This window comes from Candidatus Solirubrobacter pratensis, from assembly GCF_000425945.1.
Classification (GTDB): Bacteria; Actinomycetota; Thermoleophilia; order Solirubrobacterales; family Solirubrobacteraceae; genus Solirubrobacter; species Solirubrobacter pratensis.
In genome coordinates, this window is sequence record NZ_AUEK01000011.1 from 236,292 (window position 1) to 252,605 (window position 16,314).

At 73.0% G+C, this 16,314-nt stretch carries 16 protein-coding genes; 12 read left to right on the forward strand and 4 right to left on the reverse strand.

Features of this window, described 5'->3' with window-relative positions; genetic code table 11:
* The first annotated feature begins 28 nt into the window (after nucleotides 1–28).
* The 3 genes from H958_RS0118105 to H958_RS43605 all read left to right on the forward strand — a co-directional run bounded on the left by H958_RS0118105 (nucleotide 29) and on the right by H958_RS43605 (nucleotide 3,847).
* Complete coding sequence (locus H958_RS0118105; RefSeq protein WP_156028046.1) at nucleotides 29–1,132, forward strand: hypothetical protein; 1,104 nt, start codon at nucleotides 29–31, stop codon at nucleotides 1,130–1,132.
* Between the two features lie 36 nt (nucleotides 1,133–1,168).
* Nucleotides 1,169–2,350 carry an MFS transporter gene (locus tag H958_RS0118110; protein ID WP_156028047.1) on the forward strand — a complete coding sequence of 394 codons (1,182 nt, stop codon included), beginning with the start codon at nucleotides 1,169–1,171 and terminating at the stop codon, nucleotides 2,348–2,350.
* A 291-nt stretch (nucleotides 2,351–2,641) separates the two neighbouring features.
* The gene (locus H958_RS43605) at nucleotides 2,642–3,847 is read left to right on the forward strand and encodes an HD-GYP domain-containing protein (RefSeq protein ID WP_051324464.1); all 1,206 of its coding nucleotides are present in this window, start codon (nucleotides 2,642–2,644) and stop codon (nucleotides 3,845–3,847) included.
* A gap of 7 nt (nucleotides 3,848–3,854) precedes the next feature.
* Here the strand turns inward: H958_RS43605 and H958_RS0118120 are convergent, their stop codons facing one another.
* A complete protein-coding gene (locus H958_RS0118120; RefSeq protein WP_028059699.1) occupies nucleotides 3,855–4,823 on the reverse strand; it encodes a glycosyltransferase family 4 protein in 969 nt (322 codons plus the stop codon).
* A 220-nt stretch (nucleotides 4,824–5,043) separates the two neighbouring features.
* On the opposite strand from H958_RS0118120, the gene H958_RS38370 reads away from it, so the two are divergent.
* Nucleotides 5,044–5,658, forward strand: coding sequence for a GNAT family N-acetyltransferase (locus H958_RS38370; protein WP_081686022.1), 615 nt, complete (start codon nucleotides 5,044–5,046; stop codon nucleotides 5,656–5,658).
* Between the two features lie 39 nt (nucleotides 5,659–5,697).
* Here the strand turns inward: H958_RS38370 and H958_RS0118130 are convergent, their stop codons facing one another.
* The gene (locus H958_RS0118130; protein ID WP_028059700.1) at nucleotides 5,698–7,461 is read right to left on the reverse strand and encodes a uracil-DNA glycosylase family protein; all 1,764 of its coding nucleotides are present in this window, start codon (nucleotides 7,459–7,461) and stop codon (nucleotides 5,698–5,700) included.
* Nucleotides 7,462–7,672: 211 nt separating this feature from the next.
* Between H958_RS0118130 and H958_RS0118135 the strand changes: the two genes are divergently transcribed.
* Genes H958_RS0118135 through H958_RS0118160 form a run of 6 tightly spaced genes read left to right on the forward strand, consistent with a single transcriptional unit; the run spans nucleotide 7,673 to nucleotide 12,037 of the window.
* On the forward strand, nucleotides 7,673–8,287 hold the full coding sequence (locus H958_RS0118135) for a DUF2520 domain-containing protein (RefSeq protein ID WP_231379287.1): 615 nt from the start codon (nucleotides 7,673–7,675) through the stop codon (nucleotides 8,285–8,287).
* Nucleotides 8,284–9,138 (forward strand): pantoate--beta-alanine ligase, encoded by an 855-nt coding sequence (gene panC / locus H958_RS0118140; protein ID WP_028059702.1) that lies wholly within the window; start codon nucleotides 8,284–8,286, stop codon nucleotides 9,136–9,138. The genes H958_RS0118135 and panC overlap by 4 nt, the downstream gene beginning before the upstream one ends.
* Before the next feature lie 30 nt (nucleotides 9,139–9,168).
* Nucleotides 9,169–10,050 (forward strand): 3-methyl-2-oxobutanoate hydroxymethyltransferase, encoded by an 882-nt coding sequence (gene panB, locus H958_RS0118145; protein ID WP_028059703.1) that lies wholly within the window; start codon nucleotides 9,169–9,171, stop codon nucleotides 10,048–10,050.
* A gap of 27 nt (nucleotides 10,051–10,077) precedes the next feature.
* The gene (locus tag H958_RS0118150) at nucleotides 10,078–10,704 is read left to right on the forward strand and encodes a DUF47 domain-containing protein (protein ID WP_051324465.1); all 627 of its coding nucleotides are present in this window, start codon (nucleotides 10,078–10,080) and stop codon (nucleotides 10,702–10,704) included.
* On the forward strand, nucleotides 10,704–11,801 hold the full coding sequence (locus H958_RS0118155; RefSeq protein ID WP_028059705.1) for an inorganic phosphate transporter: 1,098 nt from the start codon (nucleotides 10,704–10,706) through the stop codon (nucleotides 11,799–11,801). Before H958_RS0118150 ends, H958_RS0118155 begins: the two co-directional genes overlap by 1 nt.
* Nucleotides 11,801–12,037 carry a hypothetical protein gene (locus H958_RS0118160; protein ID WP_028059706.1) on the forward strand — a complete coding sequence of 79 codons (237 nt, stop codon included), beginning with the start codon at nucleotides 11,801–11,803 and terminating at the stop codon, nucleotides 12,035–12,037. Before H958_RS0118155 ends, H958_RS0118160 begins: the two co-directional genes overlap by 1 nt.
* On the opposite strand, the gene H958_RS0118165 is transcribed toward H958_RS0118160, so the two are convergent.
* Nucleotides 12,021–12,629 carry an acyltransferase gene (locus tag H958_RS0118165; RefSeq protein ID WP_028059707.1) on the reverse strand — a complete coding sequence of 203 codons (609 nt, stop codon included), beginning with the start codon at nucleotides 12,627–12,629 and terminating at the stop codon, nucleotides 12,021–12,023. The two genes, H958_RS0118160 and H958_RS0118165, sit on opposite strands and share 17 nt — an antisense overlap.
* Before the next feature lie 183 nt (nucleotides 12,630–12,812).
* Here H958_RS0118165 and H958_RS46405 point away from each other — a divergent pair, with 183 nt between their 5' ends.
* Entirely contained in the window at nucleotides 12,813–13,736 is a 924-nt protein-coding gene (locus H958_RS46405) for a LysM peptidoglycan-binding domain-containing protein (protein WP_028059708.1), read from the forward strand.
* Between the two features lie 40 nt (nucleotides 13,737–13,776).
* On the opposite strand, the gene larA is transcribed toward H958_RS46405, so the two are convergent.
* The gene (gene larA, locus H958_RS0118175; protein ID WP_028059709.1) at nucleotides 13,777–15,066 is read right to left on the reverse strand and encodes a nickel-dependent lactate racemase; all 1,290 of its coding nucleotides are present in this window, start codon (nucleotides 15,064–15,066) and stop codon (nucleotides 13,777–13,779) included.
* A 50-nt stretch (nucleotides 15,067–15,116) separates the two neighbouring features.
* Between larA and H958_RS38375 the strand changes: the two genes are divergently transcribed.
* The gene (locus tag H958_RS38375) at nucleotides 15,117–16,313 is read left to right on the forward strand and encodes a multidrug effflux MFS transporter (protein WP_037410543.1); all 1,197 of its coding nucleotides are present in this window, start codon (nucleotides 15,117–15,119) and stop codon (nucleotides 16,311–16,313) included.
* Nucleotide 16,314: the final 1 nt, after the last annotated feature.

Sequence of the window (16,314 nt, forward strand, 5' to 3'; positions counted from 1 at the left end):
TAAGGTCCCGCGCTGGCAGACTCCGCCGATGCCTCGCGCCGCGCTTCTCGCAGCGATCGTCTGCCTGCTCGTTCCCGCGCCCGCGTCAGCCGCCGCGCGGAAGGTCCCGCAGGGGTGGCTGGGGGTCGTCGCCGACGGCCCGCTGACCGCTCCGGGATTCGCCGCGAGCGAATGGGACCTGCTCGCGACGAGCGGCGCGGAGTCGGTGCGGACCGCCTTCTACTGGCGCGACATCCAGCCGGCGGGGCCTGCCGGCGCCGACTTCTCGCGCACGGATCCCGTCGTGCTCGCCGCCGCGCAGCGCGGCCTGAGCGTGCTGCCGGTCGTTCAGGGGACCCCTGTATGGGCCGCTCAGAACCCCGGTGACCTTGCCTCGCCCCCGAAGGATCCCAAGCATCTTGCGCAAATACTGACCGCACTGGTCACGCGCTATGGACCGAAAGGGTCATTCTGGTCGTTGCATCCGGAGCTGCCGCCTCGTCCGGTCAGGGACTGGCAGATCTGGAACGAGCCGAACCTCACGCGTTACTGGAACGTCGCTCCATGGGCCCCTCCCTACGTGACACTGCTGAAAGCTGCGCACGCGGCGCTCAAAGCGGCGGATCCCGGGTCGCGGACGGTGCTCGCCGGCCTGCCCAACGAGAGCTGGCTCGCGCTGCGCGAGCTCTACGAGCAGGGCGCCGGCGGCGCGTTCGACGTCGTCGCTCTGCACCCGTACACGGGCCGGCCCGCCAACGTGATCAGGCTGATCCGCTACGCGCGGCGCGAGATGCGTCCGCGCGGGGACGCGCGCATGCCCGTGTGGGTCACGGAACTGTCCTGGCCCGCCGCGGTCGGCAAGACCAGGACCACGGCGGGCTTCGAGACGACCGACCGCGGTCAGGCGAAGCGGCTGACGTCCGGGCTCGCGCTGCTGGCCAAGGAGCGCCGGGCGCTGCGGATCGGGCGCGTGTACTGGTACACGTGGCTCTCCGCCGAGGCATCGACGCCCAGCTCGTTCGACTATTCCGGCCTGCGCCGGCTGCGCGCCGGCCGGGTCGTGACGGCGCCCGCACTGGCCGCGTTCCGGCATGCCGCGCGGCGCCTGGAAGGGTGCGCCAAGCGCCGCGGGAACGCCGCGCGCTGCCGATGATCCCCGAGCGCCTACGCGCCTCGTAGGCTTCGCGTCGTGGCGGTCCTCGGGGGGTATGGAACGGTGTGGGCGGAGCGGCCGGTCCGCCGGCTGCTGGTCGCCTCCCTCGGCGGCCGCGTCGCCTTCTCGATGCTGCCGCTGGGCGTCGTCCTGTTCGCGACCGACGCGACCGGGTCGAGCGCCACGACGGGCGCGCTCGTCGCCGCCTTCCTGCTGGCCAGCACGCTGGCGCCCGTGCGCGGGCGGATCGTCGATCGCCGCGGCCCCCCGGCGCTCGTGGCCTTCGCCGCCGCGTGCTCCACGGGCCTGATCGCACTCTGGGCCGCGGGAGCCGGCGGCGCGCCTCCGGCGCTGCTGCTGGTGCTCGCCGCGGTCACCGGCGCGGTCGTACCGCCGCTGGGCCCGTTCACGCGCGCGGTCTGGGGCGCGTCGCTGCGGGGGCGCGGCGAGCGGCTCCAGCACGTGTACGCGCTCGACTCCGCCGGGGAGGAGGCGGCGCTGATCGTCGCGCCGCTGATCGTCGCCGCGATCTTCGCGGCGGGCTCCGCCGGCGGCGCGCTGCTGGTCGCCGCGCTCGGCCTGCTCGCGGGCACCGCCGCCGCGGCCCGGAGCTCGCTGACCGGCGCGCTCGCACCCGCGCGCGACTCGTCGCAGGAGGAATCGGCCTCGGGCCTTCCTCCCGCGCTATGGCTGGTGATCGCCTCGCTGCTCGGGCCGGGAGCGGCGCTGGGAGCGCTCAACATGGCGGTTCCCGCATTGACGCGTGCGGCCGGCGTACCGGCAAGCGCCGGGCTGCTGCTCGCGGCGCTCGCGATCGGCACGGCGACCGCGAGCCTGATCGCGGGCAGGCGCGCCTGGCGGCGCCCGCCGATGCAGCGACTCGGGTTGCTGCAGCTCGTCCTCGCCGCCGCGCTGGCCGGCGCGGCGGTTGCCGTACATCGGCCTGAGATCGTCGCGCTTGTGCTCGTGATCGCCGGCGGCGCCGTCGGCGCGCTGTTCGTGACGGTGTACGTGCTCGTCGATGAGCTCACGCCCCCAGGGACGGGAACGAGCACCTTCGCGTGGCTTGCGGCGGCGAACAACGCGGGCGTGGCCGCCGGAGCGGCCGGTGCCGGAGCGCTGATCGGGGGATCCAGCGGGGGCGCAGGGCTGTGGCTGGCGGCCGGATGCGCACTCGCGGGCGTGGGACTCGCGGGTATTGCGGGGGCGACGCGGTGAGGGCATGTGGCTTCGCGAACCGCTCGACTTTCGTTACCTTCCCGCAACACACCGTCTGTTGGTCGCAGGCGGCTGCGGAAAGTCGTCGACCACGAAGGGCATTCCAGCGCGGACCCGATCGTGGATCTTCCGCCATTCAACGACAAACGGTCGTATGAGCCGACGCGAAGGGGGTGCATGATGCAGAACTGGCGTTGCTAAACGGGTTCTTCCCGACAGACGGTCGTTTTCAGACCCTCTGGCCAATTGATCTATGAGCATTCCCTGCGGACGGTATGTACGCTGCCCGACGTGCAGTCGTTGACGACATCGGCTCGTCGCCGTTTCTCGCTTGCCTTACACGGCTCAGCCGTCGTCGCGCTGATCCCTGCGTTCCTATGGATTGCGCCTCCCTCGCGGTGGGACCGCCCGGAGCTCCTGCTGGCGCTGCTCGCGCTGGCCGTCATCGCGCGCTTCCACGACGTCCCACTCTCCGCGGGCATCCACTTCGACGCCGGCATGGCCCTGGCGCTGATCGCGCTCGCCGTCGCAGGCCCCTTGCCCGCATTGCTCGTCGACCTCTTCCCGATGGTCGTCGGCGCTGTCGTGCTGCGCGAGCCGCTGGTGCGCGCCGGCAACCTGGCGAACGTCGCCGCCTATGGCTGGAAGGCCATCGCCGCCGCGCTTGTACTTTCGCTCGGCGCGGTCGACGGGCTCGCCGCCACGGCTGCCCCCTGGCTGCTGCTTGCGGCTGCGACGCAGATGCTCGTCAACGTCGCGGTCGGCCCCGCGATCTACATCCCCCTGTGGCTTGGACGCCCATTTGCGGCGTTCCTCGAGATGTTCGCCGCCACCGTCCCGGCGGCGGCCGTGATGATGTCCCTCGGGACGCTCACGGCGGTGCTCACGGGGTGGATCGGCGTGCTCGCCCTGGCGGTCTTCGCGCTGATCGCCGTGCTGCCGCAGAGCGCCCTGACCTACGCGGCGCGCACGAAGCCCGCCGGCCGGCTCGAGCCGCTGGTGGCGACGCAGCGCTACGCGTACGCGCTCGCCCTGCACCTCGGGCTGGACCGGCACGAGCGCCGGCACCTCGCGCGGGTCGCGAACGTGGCCTTCCTGCGCCGCGCCGAGGCGGGCGACCCGATCGCCTACGCCTGCGCCACGCTGCGCGACCCCAGCCGCGCGAGCTGGGAGGCGGGGCACGTGAACGAGTGGTGGAACGGCGCCGGCGGACCCGCCGGTCTACGCGGCGCTGTCACACCTCTGACATCTCGGATCGTCGCGGTGGCGGATACCTGGAGCGCGTTGACCGCCCGCGGCGGCCCGCAGCTCTCGCACGCCGAGGCGCTCGAGGAGCTCGAGAACGCGAGCGGCGCCCGGTTCGACCCGCAGATCGTGCTCGCGGCTCATTCCGTGGTCGCCGAGGAGCGCGTCTCGGAGACCGAGCCGGCTCCGGAGCCGCGGCTGCACACACTCCGCCTCCCCGCACAGCTGCGCCGCGCGCTGGCGTCGGTCTGAGCGCCGCTCAGCGCACGAGCGCGTCGATCGCCCGCGCCGTCGCGTCCCAGGTGAACCCCGCCGCGCGACCAAGCCCGGCGTCGCGCAGGCGGGCGAGCTCCTCGGCGTCGCCGAGCAGGGCGGGGAGCGCCGTCGCCCACTCCCCCGGCTCCACCAGCCGCGCGGCGCCGCCGCACGCCTCCGGCAGGGCGGTGGCCGCGGCGGCGAGGACCGGCGTGCCGGATGCCATCGCCTCCAGCACTGGCAGCCCGAAGCCCTCGTAGCGCGACGGGAGCGCGAACGCGAGCGCGCCGGTGTAGAGCCCGGGCAGCCGCGCGTCGTCGACCGGGCCGAGGAGCCGGAGGCCGTCGAGGCCGCCCTCGGCGGCGAACTGCGGGCGATGGCCGCCGGCGACGACGACGTCGATCCCCTCGCGCGCGAGGACCCGCGCCGCCGGCACGAGCGCCGCGAGGTTCTTGCGCGCCGTGTGGGAGGCGACGCAGAGGACGTACGGGCGGCCGAGGTCCGCGGGGGCGGCGTCGGGCGTGAAGCGGGCATCGACGCCGCCGTAGACCACGTCGGCGTCAACGCCGAGCAGCTCTTGCAGCTCACCGCGCGAGAACTCGCTGACGGTGACGACGCGGCGGGCGCGGCGCGCGATCAGCGGAAGGACGCGGCGCTGGAACGCCGCGTAGGCCGGCGAGTACCAGCCGGGATGCCGCAGCGGTGCGGCGTCGTGGATGACGACGACGGCGTGGCGCGCGGCCAGCGGCGCGAGGTTGGCGGGACAGAGCAGGGCGGCGGCGTGCTTGGCGCGGACCGGCAGGACGAGCTGCTCCCACACGTGGCCCGCGCGGTGGACCAGCCGAGAGCGCGGACGGATGACGTCGTAGTCGCCGAGCGCCGGAAGCCGCGCGCACAGCTCGCGCGCCCAGCGCTCGACCCCGCCCAGCTCCGGGCGGGCGGCGGCGCGCGCGTCGATCGCCACGGGCGGCATCGGCGCGCGAGCCTAGTGCACGGGCAGAAGCTCGCGCGCCACCGCCACCTCGCCGAGCCGGCTGTCGGTCCGCGGCGTGCGGGAGCTGGCGGACGCGCCGGACCGGGCCACCGCCCAGGGTCGCCGTCGCCCGCCGCGTGCGCCGCCGAACGCGGGCCCCGTCCCCGCTCGCCCGCGCTGCGTGCGGTTCCGGCCGCGGTGCGCTTTGATCTGTACGGCCATGAAACGTCCCGCGCTCCGTCGTCGCCTCCCGGAGGGCGTGCTCCGGCCGTCTGACCTGCAGCCCGCCGAGGCGCCGCCGAACATGCGAGTCGGGCTGCGGGTGCTGGCGCGCGAGGACCGGCAGGAGTTCCTCGCGCTGGCGCGCAAGAGCCACCGGCTGCACCGGCCGTGGACGTACCCGCCCGAGCGGACGGACCAGTTCGACGAGCTCTATCGCCGCTCGCGCCGCGAGGACTTCCTCTGCCTGGTGTCCTGCCGCCTCGACACGGGCGCGATCGCCGGCGTCTTCACGATCTCGCAGATCGTCCGCGGCGCCTTCCAGTCCGCCTATCTGGGCTACTACGCGCACGAGGCCCACTCCGGCCAGGGCCTGATGCGTGAGGCGATCGAGCAGGTCCTCGACCACGCGTTCGGCGCGCTCGGGCTGCACCGCATCGAGGCGAACATCCAGCCCGGCAACGCCCCCTCGATCGCGCTCGCCCGCGGCGCCGGCTTCCGGCTCGAGGGCTTCTCGCCGCGCTACCTGCTGATCGGCGGCCAGTGGCGCGACCACGAGCGCTACGCGATCACCGCCGACGAGTGGGCGGCGATGCGGGCCTCCGAAGCGGCGTGAGCCACGCCCGGCTGCCTCGCGGCGGGATGCTCCGGCTCGCTAGAAGAGGCCGAGCTGCCGCGGCTGCTCGGGCTCCGGCTGCGGTTCCGCCGCTGGTTCCGGCTCCGGCTCCGCGGGCACCAGCGCAAGCTCGGGCTCGAGCTCAGGCTCGGGCTCGACCTGCGCGGGCGCCGGCAGCGCGAGCAGCTCCGGGATGCGGCTGAAGTCCTCGCGCAGCGTCGCCAGCATCGACGGTGTGTAGAGCGCGGCCGCCGGGTGGAACAGCGGGTACAGCCGCACCGTCCGCGGCCCGATCTGCCGCACCTCCGAACGCCCATGCAGGCGCGTGATCCCCAGCGGATCCCCGCGCAGGAGCTTCGTCGAGAAGTTCCCGAGCGTGCACACGACCCGCGGCTGGATCAGCTCGAGCTGCCGGAACAGGTACTCCTGGCAGCTCTCGATCTCCTGCGGCAGCGGGTCCCGGTTCCCGGGCGGACGGCAGTTGTGCACCACGCCGCCCGCCGTGACGAAGTTGTGCGTCTCCTCGACATCGATGCAGAAGAACGCGGTGTCCTCCCCCGGACGGTCGCTGACGTCCGAGATCTCGACCTCGTCGAAGAGCACCTCGGGCGCGCCCACCTCCCAGCCCGACGGATCGAAGGGCACCTGCGCCTCGATGTCCGGATGCAGCTTGTGGCGCATCGACGGCGGCACGAACGGGGCGATCAGGCGCGACAGATCGCGCGTGCCCGCGACGTCGAAGTACAGCCGCCGCCGGCTCGCCTTCGCGGAAAGCCCGAGCCTCCGGAGACCGGCGAGAAGCACCTGCAGATCGTCGTCATCGAAGCCTACGGTCGCGATCTCGGCGACGGGCGGGCGCGCCGGACGAACGCGCGTGCATCCGTCGTCCATGAACCAGATCGCGAGCCGGCGCGCGTTCAACGTCGTCGCGACGTGCTGCGGCACGCCCTTGCGCGGCCGGTAGAAGTCGCGCCGTACGACGTCCAGCGCACGATTGGCGGCGGTGCGCACGTTGACGGCGTCATCCTGCGGAGGGCCGCCGGCCACAGCGGCGACCCGCCGCTGATCGAGCACGGTCCCGAGCTCACCGACGAGCGCCGCCTTGAAGCACGCGTACTCCAGCTCCTCCGGCGGATGGCCCAGCTCGAGCGTCGGTCGCCCGGGCGCGATCGAGCCGGCGCCGAGCAGCGTGCCGTAGATCGCGTCCCTCGCCGTGGCGCTGAGGCCCTGGCCCGTCGCCACGCGGTCGCCCGCGCGCAGCTCCGCGGCGGGCACGTAACCGCGCTCGGTCAGCACGGGATGATCGCCCGTGAGCCGGATGCCGGCGCCCCGGGCGGAGCGATACGTGAGCTCGAGCACACGCCGCCCCCCGAGCGGCGTCGCATGCCATCCGGTGACGCGGCGGGGCACGAGCTTCCCGCCTTCACCGACGGACATCACCGTGCCGGAGTAGCGGTCGCGCGCGAGGCGCCCGATCGGCGCCCACGTGCCGTCCCCGAGCTGGACCTCGGCATCGTGGCTCAGGCACTTCAGGACGTTCGCGATGAAGACGTCGGCGCGCGCCAGGCCGATCTCACCGAGCAGCTGCTCCAGCAGCCTTCCCGCCTGGCCGACGAACGGCAGCCCCTGCTTGTCCTCGTTGGCGCCCGGCGCCTCGCCGACGAACATCAGCTCGGCGTCCGCGTTGCCGGAGCCGAACACGACCGTGGTGCGGCTGGATGCGAGCTGAGCGCAGCGCGTGCACGCCGCGGCCTGTTGGAAGACGCCCTTGAGCTCCTCGCGCCGTTCCGCTGCGGAGGCCATGTGCGTGACGCTAGCGAGCGGTTCGGCGCATGTCCCGGAGATGGCCGCAATCTCCGCAGGTATCCTGGGTCCCTGAGCCGGTATCTCGATGCGAGAACTGGACCCGCCACCCACCGATTCCCCTGTCTGCGCCGTCGTCGGCGCGGGTCGAATGGGCACGGTCATGGCGGCGGGGCTGCAGGCCGCAGGCCCGTTGAAGCGAGGCGAATCCGTGCCCGCCGACGTCGACGTCGTGCTGCTGTGCGTGCCGGACTCCCAGATCGAGGCAGCCGCGGCGACCGTGCCGGCGGGCCCGCTGATCGGCCACTGCAGCGGCGCGACCGGCCTCGACGTCCTCGGCGACCGCGAGGGGTTCTCGCTGCACCCGCTGATGTCGGTGCCGGCCGGCAGCGCGCCGGACGTGCTCGAGGGCGCGGGCTGTGCGATCGACGGGACGACCCCCCGAGCGCTGGTCACCGCGACGCACCTCGCGCACCGCCTTGGCATGAAGCCAGCCCGCGTCCCGCCCGAGGACCGCGTCGCCTACCATGCCGCGGCCGCGATGGCGTCGAACTTCCTCGTCGCGCTCGAGGGCGTTGCCGAACGGCTCGCCGCGACCGCAGGTGTGACGCGCGACCAACTGGCGCCGCTCGTGCTCGCCACCGCGCGCCAATGGGCCGAGAGCGGCCCGCAGCGCGCCTTGACCGGGCCCATCGCCCGCGGCGACGAGGCCACCGTCGAGCGCCACCGCGAGGTCGTCGCGGAGCGGATGCCCGAGCTGCTGCCGCTGTGGGAGGCGCTCGCCGAGGCAACACGGGCCCTGGCGGGTACGACGGTGTCGGGATGAGGACGATCCGGACCATCGCGGAGCTGCGCGGGTACCTGAAGCGCGCCCGCGGCCAGGAGATGACCGTCGGGCTGGTCCCGACGATGGGCGCGTTCCACGCCGGCCACCACTCGCTGATGCGGGCCGCCCGCGCCGAGCACGACGAGGTCATCGTGTCGCTGTTCGTCAACCCCGCGCAGTTCAACGACGCGGGCGACCTCGCCGCCTATCCCCGCAACGAGTCCCAGGACGCCGCCGAGGCCGCGGAGCTCGGCGTCGACGTCCTGTTCGCCCCGCCGGTCGCGGAGATCTACCCGCCGGGCTTCTCCACCAGCGTCCAGGTCGCGGGCCTGTCGGAGATCCTCGAGGGCGCCGAGCGCGGCCCCGGCCACTTCGCCGGCGTCTGCACGATCGTGACCAAGCTGCTGAACATCGTCGGGCCCGACGTCGCCTACTTCGGCCAGAAGGACGCGCAGCAGGTCGCCGTCGTCAAGCGCATGGTGCGCGACCTCGACATCCCGGTCCGCCTCGAGGCGCTGCCGACGGTCCGCGAGCCGGACGGCCTCGCGCTGTCCAGCCGCAACGTCCACCTCGGCCCGGACGACCGCATCCGCGCCCTCGCCCTCTCGCGCGCGCTCAAGGCGGCGGAGGATGCCGTCGCGGGAGGCGAGCGCGACGCTCGCCGCGTGCACGAGATCGCCGCCGCCCAGCTTCGCGACGTCGACGCCGAGTACCTGGCGATCGTCGACCCCGCCAACTTCGATGCGCTCACGACGATCGACGGCCGCGCCCTCGTCGCGGTCGCGGCGCACGTGGGCCCCGTCCGACTGATCGACAACGTCGTCCTGCAACCCGTTCCGGTGGCGACCTGATCGCAGGCGCCAACCAGTAAGGAGCACCACGTGTCCACCCCGCCCCGTCAGGACCAGCGCAAGCGCGTCACCCTCACCAAGCTCGCCGAGATGCGCGCCCTCGGCGAGCCGATCGTGATGATCACCGCTTACGACCACCCGAGCGCGCTCGTCGTGGAGCAGGCCGGCGTCGACATCGTGCTGGTCGGCGACTCCGCCGCCAACAACGTGCTCGGCTACCCGGACACCGTGCCCGTCACGGTCGAGGAGCTGCTGATGCTCACGCGCGCCGTCCGGCGCGGGCTCAAGGCGCCGCTGCTGATCGGCGACCTGCCGTTCGGCTCCTATGAGGCCTCCGACTCGCTCGCGATCGAGACCGCGCAGCGCTTCGTCAAGGAGGCCGGCTGCGACGCCGTCAAGCTCGAGGGCGGCGGCGCGTCCGCCGAGCGGGCCCAAGCCATCGTGCGCGCCGGCGTCCCGGTGATGGGCCACGTCGGACTCACGCCGCAGACCGCGACGATGCTCGGCGGCTACCGCGCCCAGGGCCGCACGGCGGCGCGCGCCCAGCAGGTGCTCGACGACGCGCTGGCGCTGCAGGAGGCGGGCTGCTTCTCGCTCGTCTTCGAGGCGATCCCCGCCGAGGTGACCGACGCGATCATGACCCGGATGGAGATTCCGGTGATCGGAATCGGGGCAGGATCGAGCACCGACGGCCAGGTGCTCGTGCTCCACGACCTGCTCGCCATCCACGATGACTTCCAGCCGAAGTTCGCCAAGCGCTTCGCCGCCGTCAAGGAGGAGATGCTGCGCGGCGTCACGGCCTATGCCGACGAGGTCCGCGGCCGCCGGTTCCCGGCGCCCGAGCACACCTACGGGATCGCGCCCGAGGAGCTCGAGCGCTTCCGCGCCGCGCTGGCGCCGATCCGGCGATAACAGGGCGTTCACATACACTGGCGGCCGATGAGCCGGCTGTCAGCGATATTCGCCCCGAAGGAACGCGAGTTCTTCGACCTGTTCGAGGAGGCGGGCAACAACTGCGTGCTCGCCGCCGAGCTGCTCGAGCGCATGCTCGAGCAGTGGCCCGACCACGGTGAGCTGAGCCGTGACGTGGTCGTCTGCGAGCAGGAGGGCGACCGCATCACGCACGACATCATCCAGCGGCTCAACCAGACGTTCGTCACGCCGTTCGACCGCGAGGACATCCTCGCCCTCGCGTCCGGCCTGGACGACATCGTCGACTACGTCGAGGAGGTCTCGGACTTCCTCTCGCTGTACCGGATCGAGGCGCCGATGCTCCAGGCGCAGGAGATGGCGCGCGTGCTGCGCGACGCCACGCGCCAGATCGCGCAGGCGATCCCGCGCCTGCGCTCGCTGCGCGACATCCACCACTACACCGTCGAGGTCAACCGGCTCGAGAACGAGGGCGACCGGATGCTGCGATCCGCGCTGGCGTCGCTGTTCGAGCAGGGCATCGACCCGATGATGGTGATCCGCTGGAAGGACATCTTCGAGCGGCTGGAGGATGCGATCGACTCGACCGAGACGGCCGTGAACATCATCGAGGGCATCATCATCAAGAACCGCTAGTGCACTCCGACGCGGTCCTGATCATCGTCGTCGCGACGGCGCTCGCGTTCGACTTCACCAACGGCTTCCACGACACCGCCAACGCGATCGCGACATCGGTCTCCACGCGGGCGATGTCGCCGCGCGTGGCGGTGGCGATGTCCGCCACGCTGAACTTCGTGGGCGCCTTCCTGTCTCTGGAGGTCGCCGCGACGATCGCCAAGGGCATCGTCCAAGCCGGCGACGTCACGCCGCTGGTCGTCTTCGCGGGGCTGATCGGCGCGATCGCCTGGAACCTCGCGACCTGGTGGCTCGGCCTCCCGTCGTCCTCCTCGCATGCGCTGATCGGCGGCGTCGTCGGCGCGATGATCGCCGCGGCCGGCCCGGACGCGGTGATCTGGAGCGGCCTGGTGCAGAAGGTGGCGATCCCGGGCCTGGTCGCGCCCGTGCTCGCGCTGGTCGCCGCCGGGCTGTCGATCCTCGTGGCCTACAGGATCGTCGGGCGCCAGTCGCCGGGCGTGGTCTCGCGCGGCTTCCGGCTCGGGCAGCTCGCGTCGGGCGCGCTCTTCTCGCTCTCGCACGGCACCAACGACGCGCAGAAGACGATGGGGATCATCTTCCTCGCGTTGGTCGCCAACGGGAACCTGGCGAGCGACGCCGGCGTCCCGGCGTGGGTGGTCGTGGCCTCGGCGAGCGCGATCGCGGCCGGCACCTACGCCGGCGGCTGGCGCATCATCCGCACGATGGGCTCGCGGATCATCAAGATGGATCCGGCCCAGGGCTTCGCCTCCCAGACGGTCGGCGCGGCCGTGATCCTCTCGGCCTCGCACGTCGGCTTCCCCCTCTCCACGACGCACGTGATGTCGGGCGCGATCATGGGCGCGGGCGCCGCCAAGCGGATCTCCGCGGTCCGCTGGGGCGTCGCCGGGAACATCGTCGTCGCATGGATCCTCACGCTGCCGTGCTCGGCCGCCGTGGGCGCGCTGACCTACGGCGTCGTGCGGATCTTCGGCACCGGCTCGGCCGGGCCGGTGGTGGTGATCGTGGTCTTCGCCGCGGGGCTGGTCGCGTTCGCGCGCCGCGCCGCCGTGGCGCGTGAGGCGGGCGAGGCGACCTGATGCAGTTCGCCGTCGAGCTCTCGCAGCTGCTGGAGGTCGTCTGGGTCTCGCTTGCCGCCGGCGTCGGGATCACGACCGCATACTCGCTCGTCGTCTACGGGTCAGGCCGCTCCATGGAGGCGCAGCGCCACGGGCGGCGCACGGCCGCGGCCGGCTACGCCGCGCTCGCGGGGCTCTCCCTGGTGCTCTTCGCGGTGACCGTCGTGTTCGGCGTGCACATCATGCTGGCGAAGTAGCGCCGTAGTCGATCGTCCGCAGCACGCGCGCGGGCGCGCCGGCGGCGATCGAGAACGGCGGCAGGTCGGTCGTCACGACCGAGTTGGCGCCGATCACGCAGCGCTCGCCGACGGTCACGCCGCTCGTGATCACGACGTTGGCCCCGCACCACACGTTGTCGCCGACGCGGGTCGGGCCCTTCGTCGTGAAGCCCTGCCAGGTCACGGGCTTGTCGGGATCGTCGAAGCGGTGGTTGCCGTCGGTGACGAAGCAGCCGTTGGCGAACATGCAGTGCGCGCCGATCTCGACCAGCTCGACCGCGGCGACCATCACGTTGAGGTTCAGGAACGTGCCGGCGCCGATGCGGATCCGCCCGGGCGCGGGCGCCGTGAGCCAGACGTTCGGCTCCAGCAGCGCGTGCTCGCCGATCTCCAAGCGCCCTTCGCGCAGCATCTCGAGCACGTTGCCGTGGATCGGCCAGCGCGAGTAGGCGCGCCGGCGCGCGAGCTCGTAGTGCAGGCGCGCGCGGTTCCACGGGAACGAGGAACGCTCGTACCAGCGCCATTTCTGGAAGTAGAGGCGGAGGTCGCCGTAACGTCGCCCGGAGGTCACCGTGGGGCGATCACTGTCGCAGAGTCGGCCGAATCCGGGCGCGCGGAGGACGAAACTTCCATTGCAGGGTCACGTAAGCCCGCTCGCGGCGCTTGGCAACCGCCCCGTGCTGGGCAAGTGTCGGTGGCGACAGACCCTACGCACGGAGGCTTTGCCTTGCGTCTCACCCAGCTTTGCGCCGTCTTGTTCGCCGTCCTCGCCCTGATTCCTTCCACCGCGGGGGCCGCCGTCCCCCACGTCGTCCAACCGGGCGAGAGCCTCTGGTCGATCGCGGCGGCGAACAACCTGACCACGCGCACCGTCGCCGCCTACAACGGCTTGTCCGAGAGCTCGCCGGTCGTGCTCGGCAGCACGATCCAGATCCCGTCGACGGCGGAGGGCTACGCCTCGCTGCAGAAGGCCGGCCTCGTCGCCGCCGCGCCGCTGCAATCCGCCGCGGCGCCCGCGCCCGCGGCCGCGAGCAGCACGAGCGCGGCGCCCGCGGCCCAGGGCGCCTACACGGTCCGGCCGGGGGACACGCTCTCCGGCCTCGCCGCCGGCGCGCGCGTTCCGGTCAGCGCGATGGCCGCGATCAACGGGCTCGACCCGAACGGCGTCCTGCTCGCCGGCACGGTCATCAAGCTCCCGGCGGGCGCGCCCGCCCCGGCGCGCGCGTCGCAGCCGACGCCGGTCGCGACGGTGGTCCCGAGCGCCGCCCCCGAGCCCACCCCCTCGCGCGTCGACGCGAGCTCGATCCAGAGCGCCGCGGCCGCCGGCGGCGTCTCCCCCTCGCTCGCTGCCGCGATCGGCTGGCAGGAGAGCGGGTTCAACAACGCGATGGTGTCCGGCGCCAACGCCCGCGGCGTGATGCAGATCACCCCGGGCACGTGGGCCTTCGTCCAGAACAACCTCGCCGGCCGCAGGCTCGACCCGAACTCGGCGGCCGACAACGTCAGCGCCGGAGTGCTCTACCTCAAGCACCTGATCCAGCAGACCGGCGACGAATCGACGGCGATCGCGTGCTACTACCAGGGCTGCGGCTCGGTCCGCTCGCGCGGGCTCTTCGACGACACCAAGCGCTACGTCGCCAACGTGCAGGCGCTGCGCGCGCGCTTCGGCGGCTCGTAGGTTCTTCGTCTCATGGGCCGGCGCCGCACGGCGCCGGCCCTCAGCGGTCGACGTACGCGATCGTCTGCGGGCCCTCCGGGAGCACGCAGACGGTCGCGTCGGGGCCTTCGGCGGCGACCGTCGCCGCGATGTCGCGCGTCTGGCGCAGGTGGACCGCGCCGAGCTCCTCGTCGGTCAGGCGCTCCGTGTGCATCACAAGGCGCGCGTGGTCCTGGACGTTCGCCTGGATCTGGACCTGCCACTGGTCCGGCGTGACGTGGTCGGACTGGGCGATCGTGCGCAGGAACTCGCGCGGCGAGGGGTGCGCGTGCAGCAGCTCGCGGTATGAGCCGTGGCCCGGGAAGCCGTCGCGGCACTCGGCGGCGCAGACGATCAGCCCGCCGGGCTTGACGACCTTCGCGGCCGCCGACATCCCCTTCACCGCCTGGTAGAGGTTCTGGTCGAGCGGATAGCCGGAGTTGCTCGTGACGACGACGTCGAACGGCGCCTGCACCGGCCGCATCGCGAGCTCGCGCGCGGCGTCGCAGGCGACGGCGTGCATCGCCGCCAGCTCGCCGGCGAAGGCGGCGATCACGCGCTGCTCGCGGTTGAGGACCACGTCGAAGGAGAAGTGCGGCGGCGCGGCGGCCGCGGCGGCGCGGATGTCGGCGTGGACCGGGTTGTCCTCGAGCACGCCCCAGGTCGCGCGCGGGTCGCCGATGCGCTTGGCGTCGTGCAGCACGAGCACGGTCTCCAGCCCTGCCAGGCCGGGCGCGACGAGCTTCGGGCCGCCGCTGAAGCCCGCGAAGAAGTGCGGCTCGACGAAGCCGGTGGTGATGCGGACGTCGGCCTCGACCCAGCGGCGGTTGAGCCAGACCGGGACGCCTTGCCCGTGCTCGCCGAGGAAGACGAGGCTGTCGCGGTCGCGCGCGTCGTGGTTGACGACGCCGATCCCGCCGGCGCGGCCGCCGCCCACGCGGATGCGGCCGGCCAGCGCCTCCCCGAGCATGGCGCGGATCTCCTCCTCGGTGTTGCCGCGGTGCGTGCCGGTGGCGACGAGGATCGTGATGTCCTCGTCGCCGACGATGCCGGCGAGCTCGTCGAGCACTGCCGGGATCATGCTGTGGCGCGGCTGCGCGCGGGTGCCGTCGCAGATCGAGATCGCGACGCTCTGGCCCGGTGCGACGAGCTCGCGCAGCCTCGGGCCGGCGACGGGGCTCTGGAGCGCGGTCCGCAGGACCGCCGCCTCGTCGGCCGCCGCCGGCTGGTAGGCGGGCTCGACCACCGTCGTGCGGTCGTCGGGGAGCTCCACCTCCAGACCACCTGTGCCGTACGCGAGCCGGACGCGCATGCCTCGCAGGCTACTGTCTTCCGGATGTCGTTCGGCATCGAAAGGACCAGTTGGAGCGCGGCTTCCGGCTGTTCCTGATCCTCGGGGCGCTCTCCGCCCTGGGACCGGCGTCGATGGACATCTACCTTCCCGGCCTCCCGACCCTGACGCGGGAGTTCGGCACGACCGAGTCGACCGCGCAGCTGACCGTGTCGCTGTACCTCGTGGGCCTCGGCGTCGGCCAGCTGATCGCCGGGCCGATGAGCGACGTGCGCGGTCGGCGCAGCCCGCTGATGGCCGCGCTGGCGGTCTACCTCGTCGCGACCGTGCTGTGCGCCGTCGCGCCCGGCATCGAGGTGCTGGTCGTGAGCCGGCTGCTGCAGGGCGCGACCGCCGCCGCCGGGGTCGTCATCGGCCGCGCGATGGTCCGCGACCTGTTCGCCGGCAAGGCTGCGGCGCGCTACCTCTCGCGCCTCGTGTTGATCTACGGGCTGGCGCCGATGCTGGCGCCCTTGGTCGGGAGCCAGATCCTGCGGTTCACGTCCTGGCAGGGCGTCTTCGTCGTGCTGGGCGCCGCGGGCGGCGCGCTGCTGCTCGTGACGGCGTTCGCGCTGCCCGAGACGCTGCCGCCGGAGCGCCGGCAGCCGGCATCGGTGCGCCGGACGGTGACGTCGCTCGGCGACCTGCTGGGGCACCGGCGCTTCCTCGGCTACGCGCTGGCGCTCGGCTTCGGGACGGCGGGCGTCGCGGCGTACGTGTCCGGCTCGCCGTTCGTCGTCCAGGATCACTTCGGCAAGTCGCCGCAGGTGTTCGGGTTGCTGTTCGCGCTCAACGCGACCGCGATGGTGGTGGGCAGCCAGCTCAACGCGCAGCTGCTCGGGCGCTACGAGCCGCGGCGGCTGCTGGCCGGGGCGCTGGCGGTGATGATCGCGGCCGCGTTCGCGCTCACGCTGGCGGCCGTCAAGGATCTCGGGCTGCTCCCGTACGCGGGCAGCCTCGTGCTCTTCATGGCGACGTGGGGCTTCGTGCCGGCCAACGCGATCGCGCTCGCAAGCGCCGATCACCCCGACGTCGCCGGCTCGGCGTCGGCGCTGCTCGGGCTCGCGCAGTACGGCATCGCGGCGGTGGCGGCGCCAGTGGTGGGCGTCGGCGGGTCCTCCCCCACGCCGATGGCGCTCGTGATCCTCGTGCTCGCGATGCTCTGCACGGTGTCGGCGCTCGCCATCGCGCGCCCCGCGCGGCGCCCGCCGATCAGCGTCCTGCGCTGAG

Coding starts and splice junctions, on each gene's coding strand:
- H958_RS0118105 (WP_156028046.1), top strand. CDS start 29: ATGCCTCGCGCCGCGCTTCTCGCAGCGATCGTCTGCCTGCTCGTTCCC.
- H958_RS0118120 (WP_028059699.1), bottom strand. CDS start 4,823: ATGCCGCCCGTGGCGATCGACGCGCGCGCCGCCGCCCGCCCGGAGCTG.
- H958_RS38370 (WP_081686022.1), top strand. CDS start 5,044: ATGAAACGTCCCGCGCTCCGTCGTCGCCTCCCGGAGGGCGTGCTCCGG.
- H958_RS0118130 (WP_028059700.1), bottom strand. CDS start 7,461: ATGGCCTCCGCAGCGGAACGGCGCGAGGAGCTCAAGGGCGTCTTCCAA.
- panC (WP_028059702.1), top strand. CDS start 8,284: ATGAGGACGATCCGGACCATCGCGGAGCTGCGCGGGTACCTGAAGCGC.
- H958_RS0118150 (WP_051324465.1), top strand. CDS start 10,078: ATGAGCCGGCTGTCAGCGATATTCGCCCCGAAGGAACGCGAGTTCTTC.
- H958_RS0118160 (WP_028059706.1), top strand. CDS start 11,801: ATGCAGTTCGCCGTCGAGCTCTCGCAGCTGCTGGAGGTCGTCTGGGTC.
- larA (WP_028059709.1), bottom strand. CDS start 15,066: ATGCGCGTCCGGCTCGCGTACGGCACAGGTGGTCTGGAGGTGGAGCTC.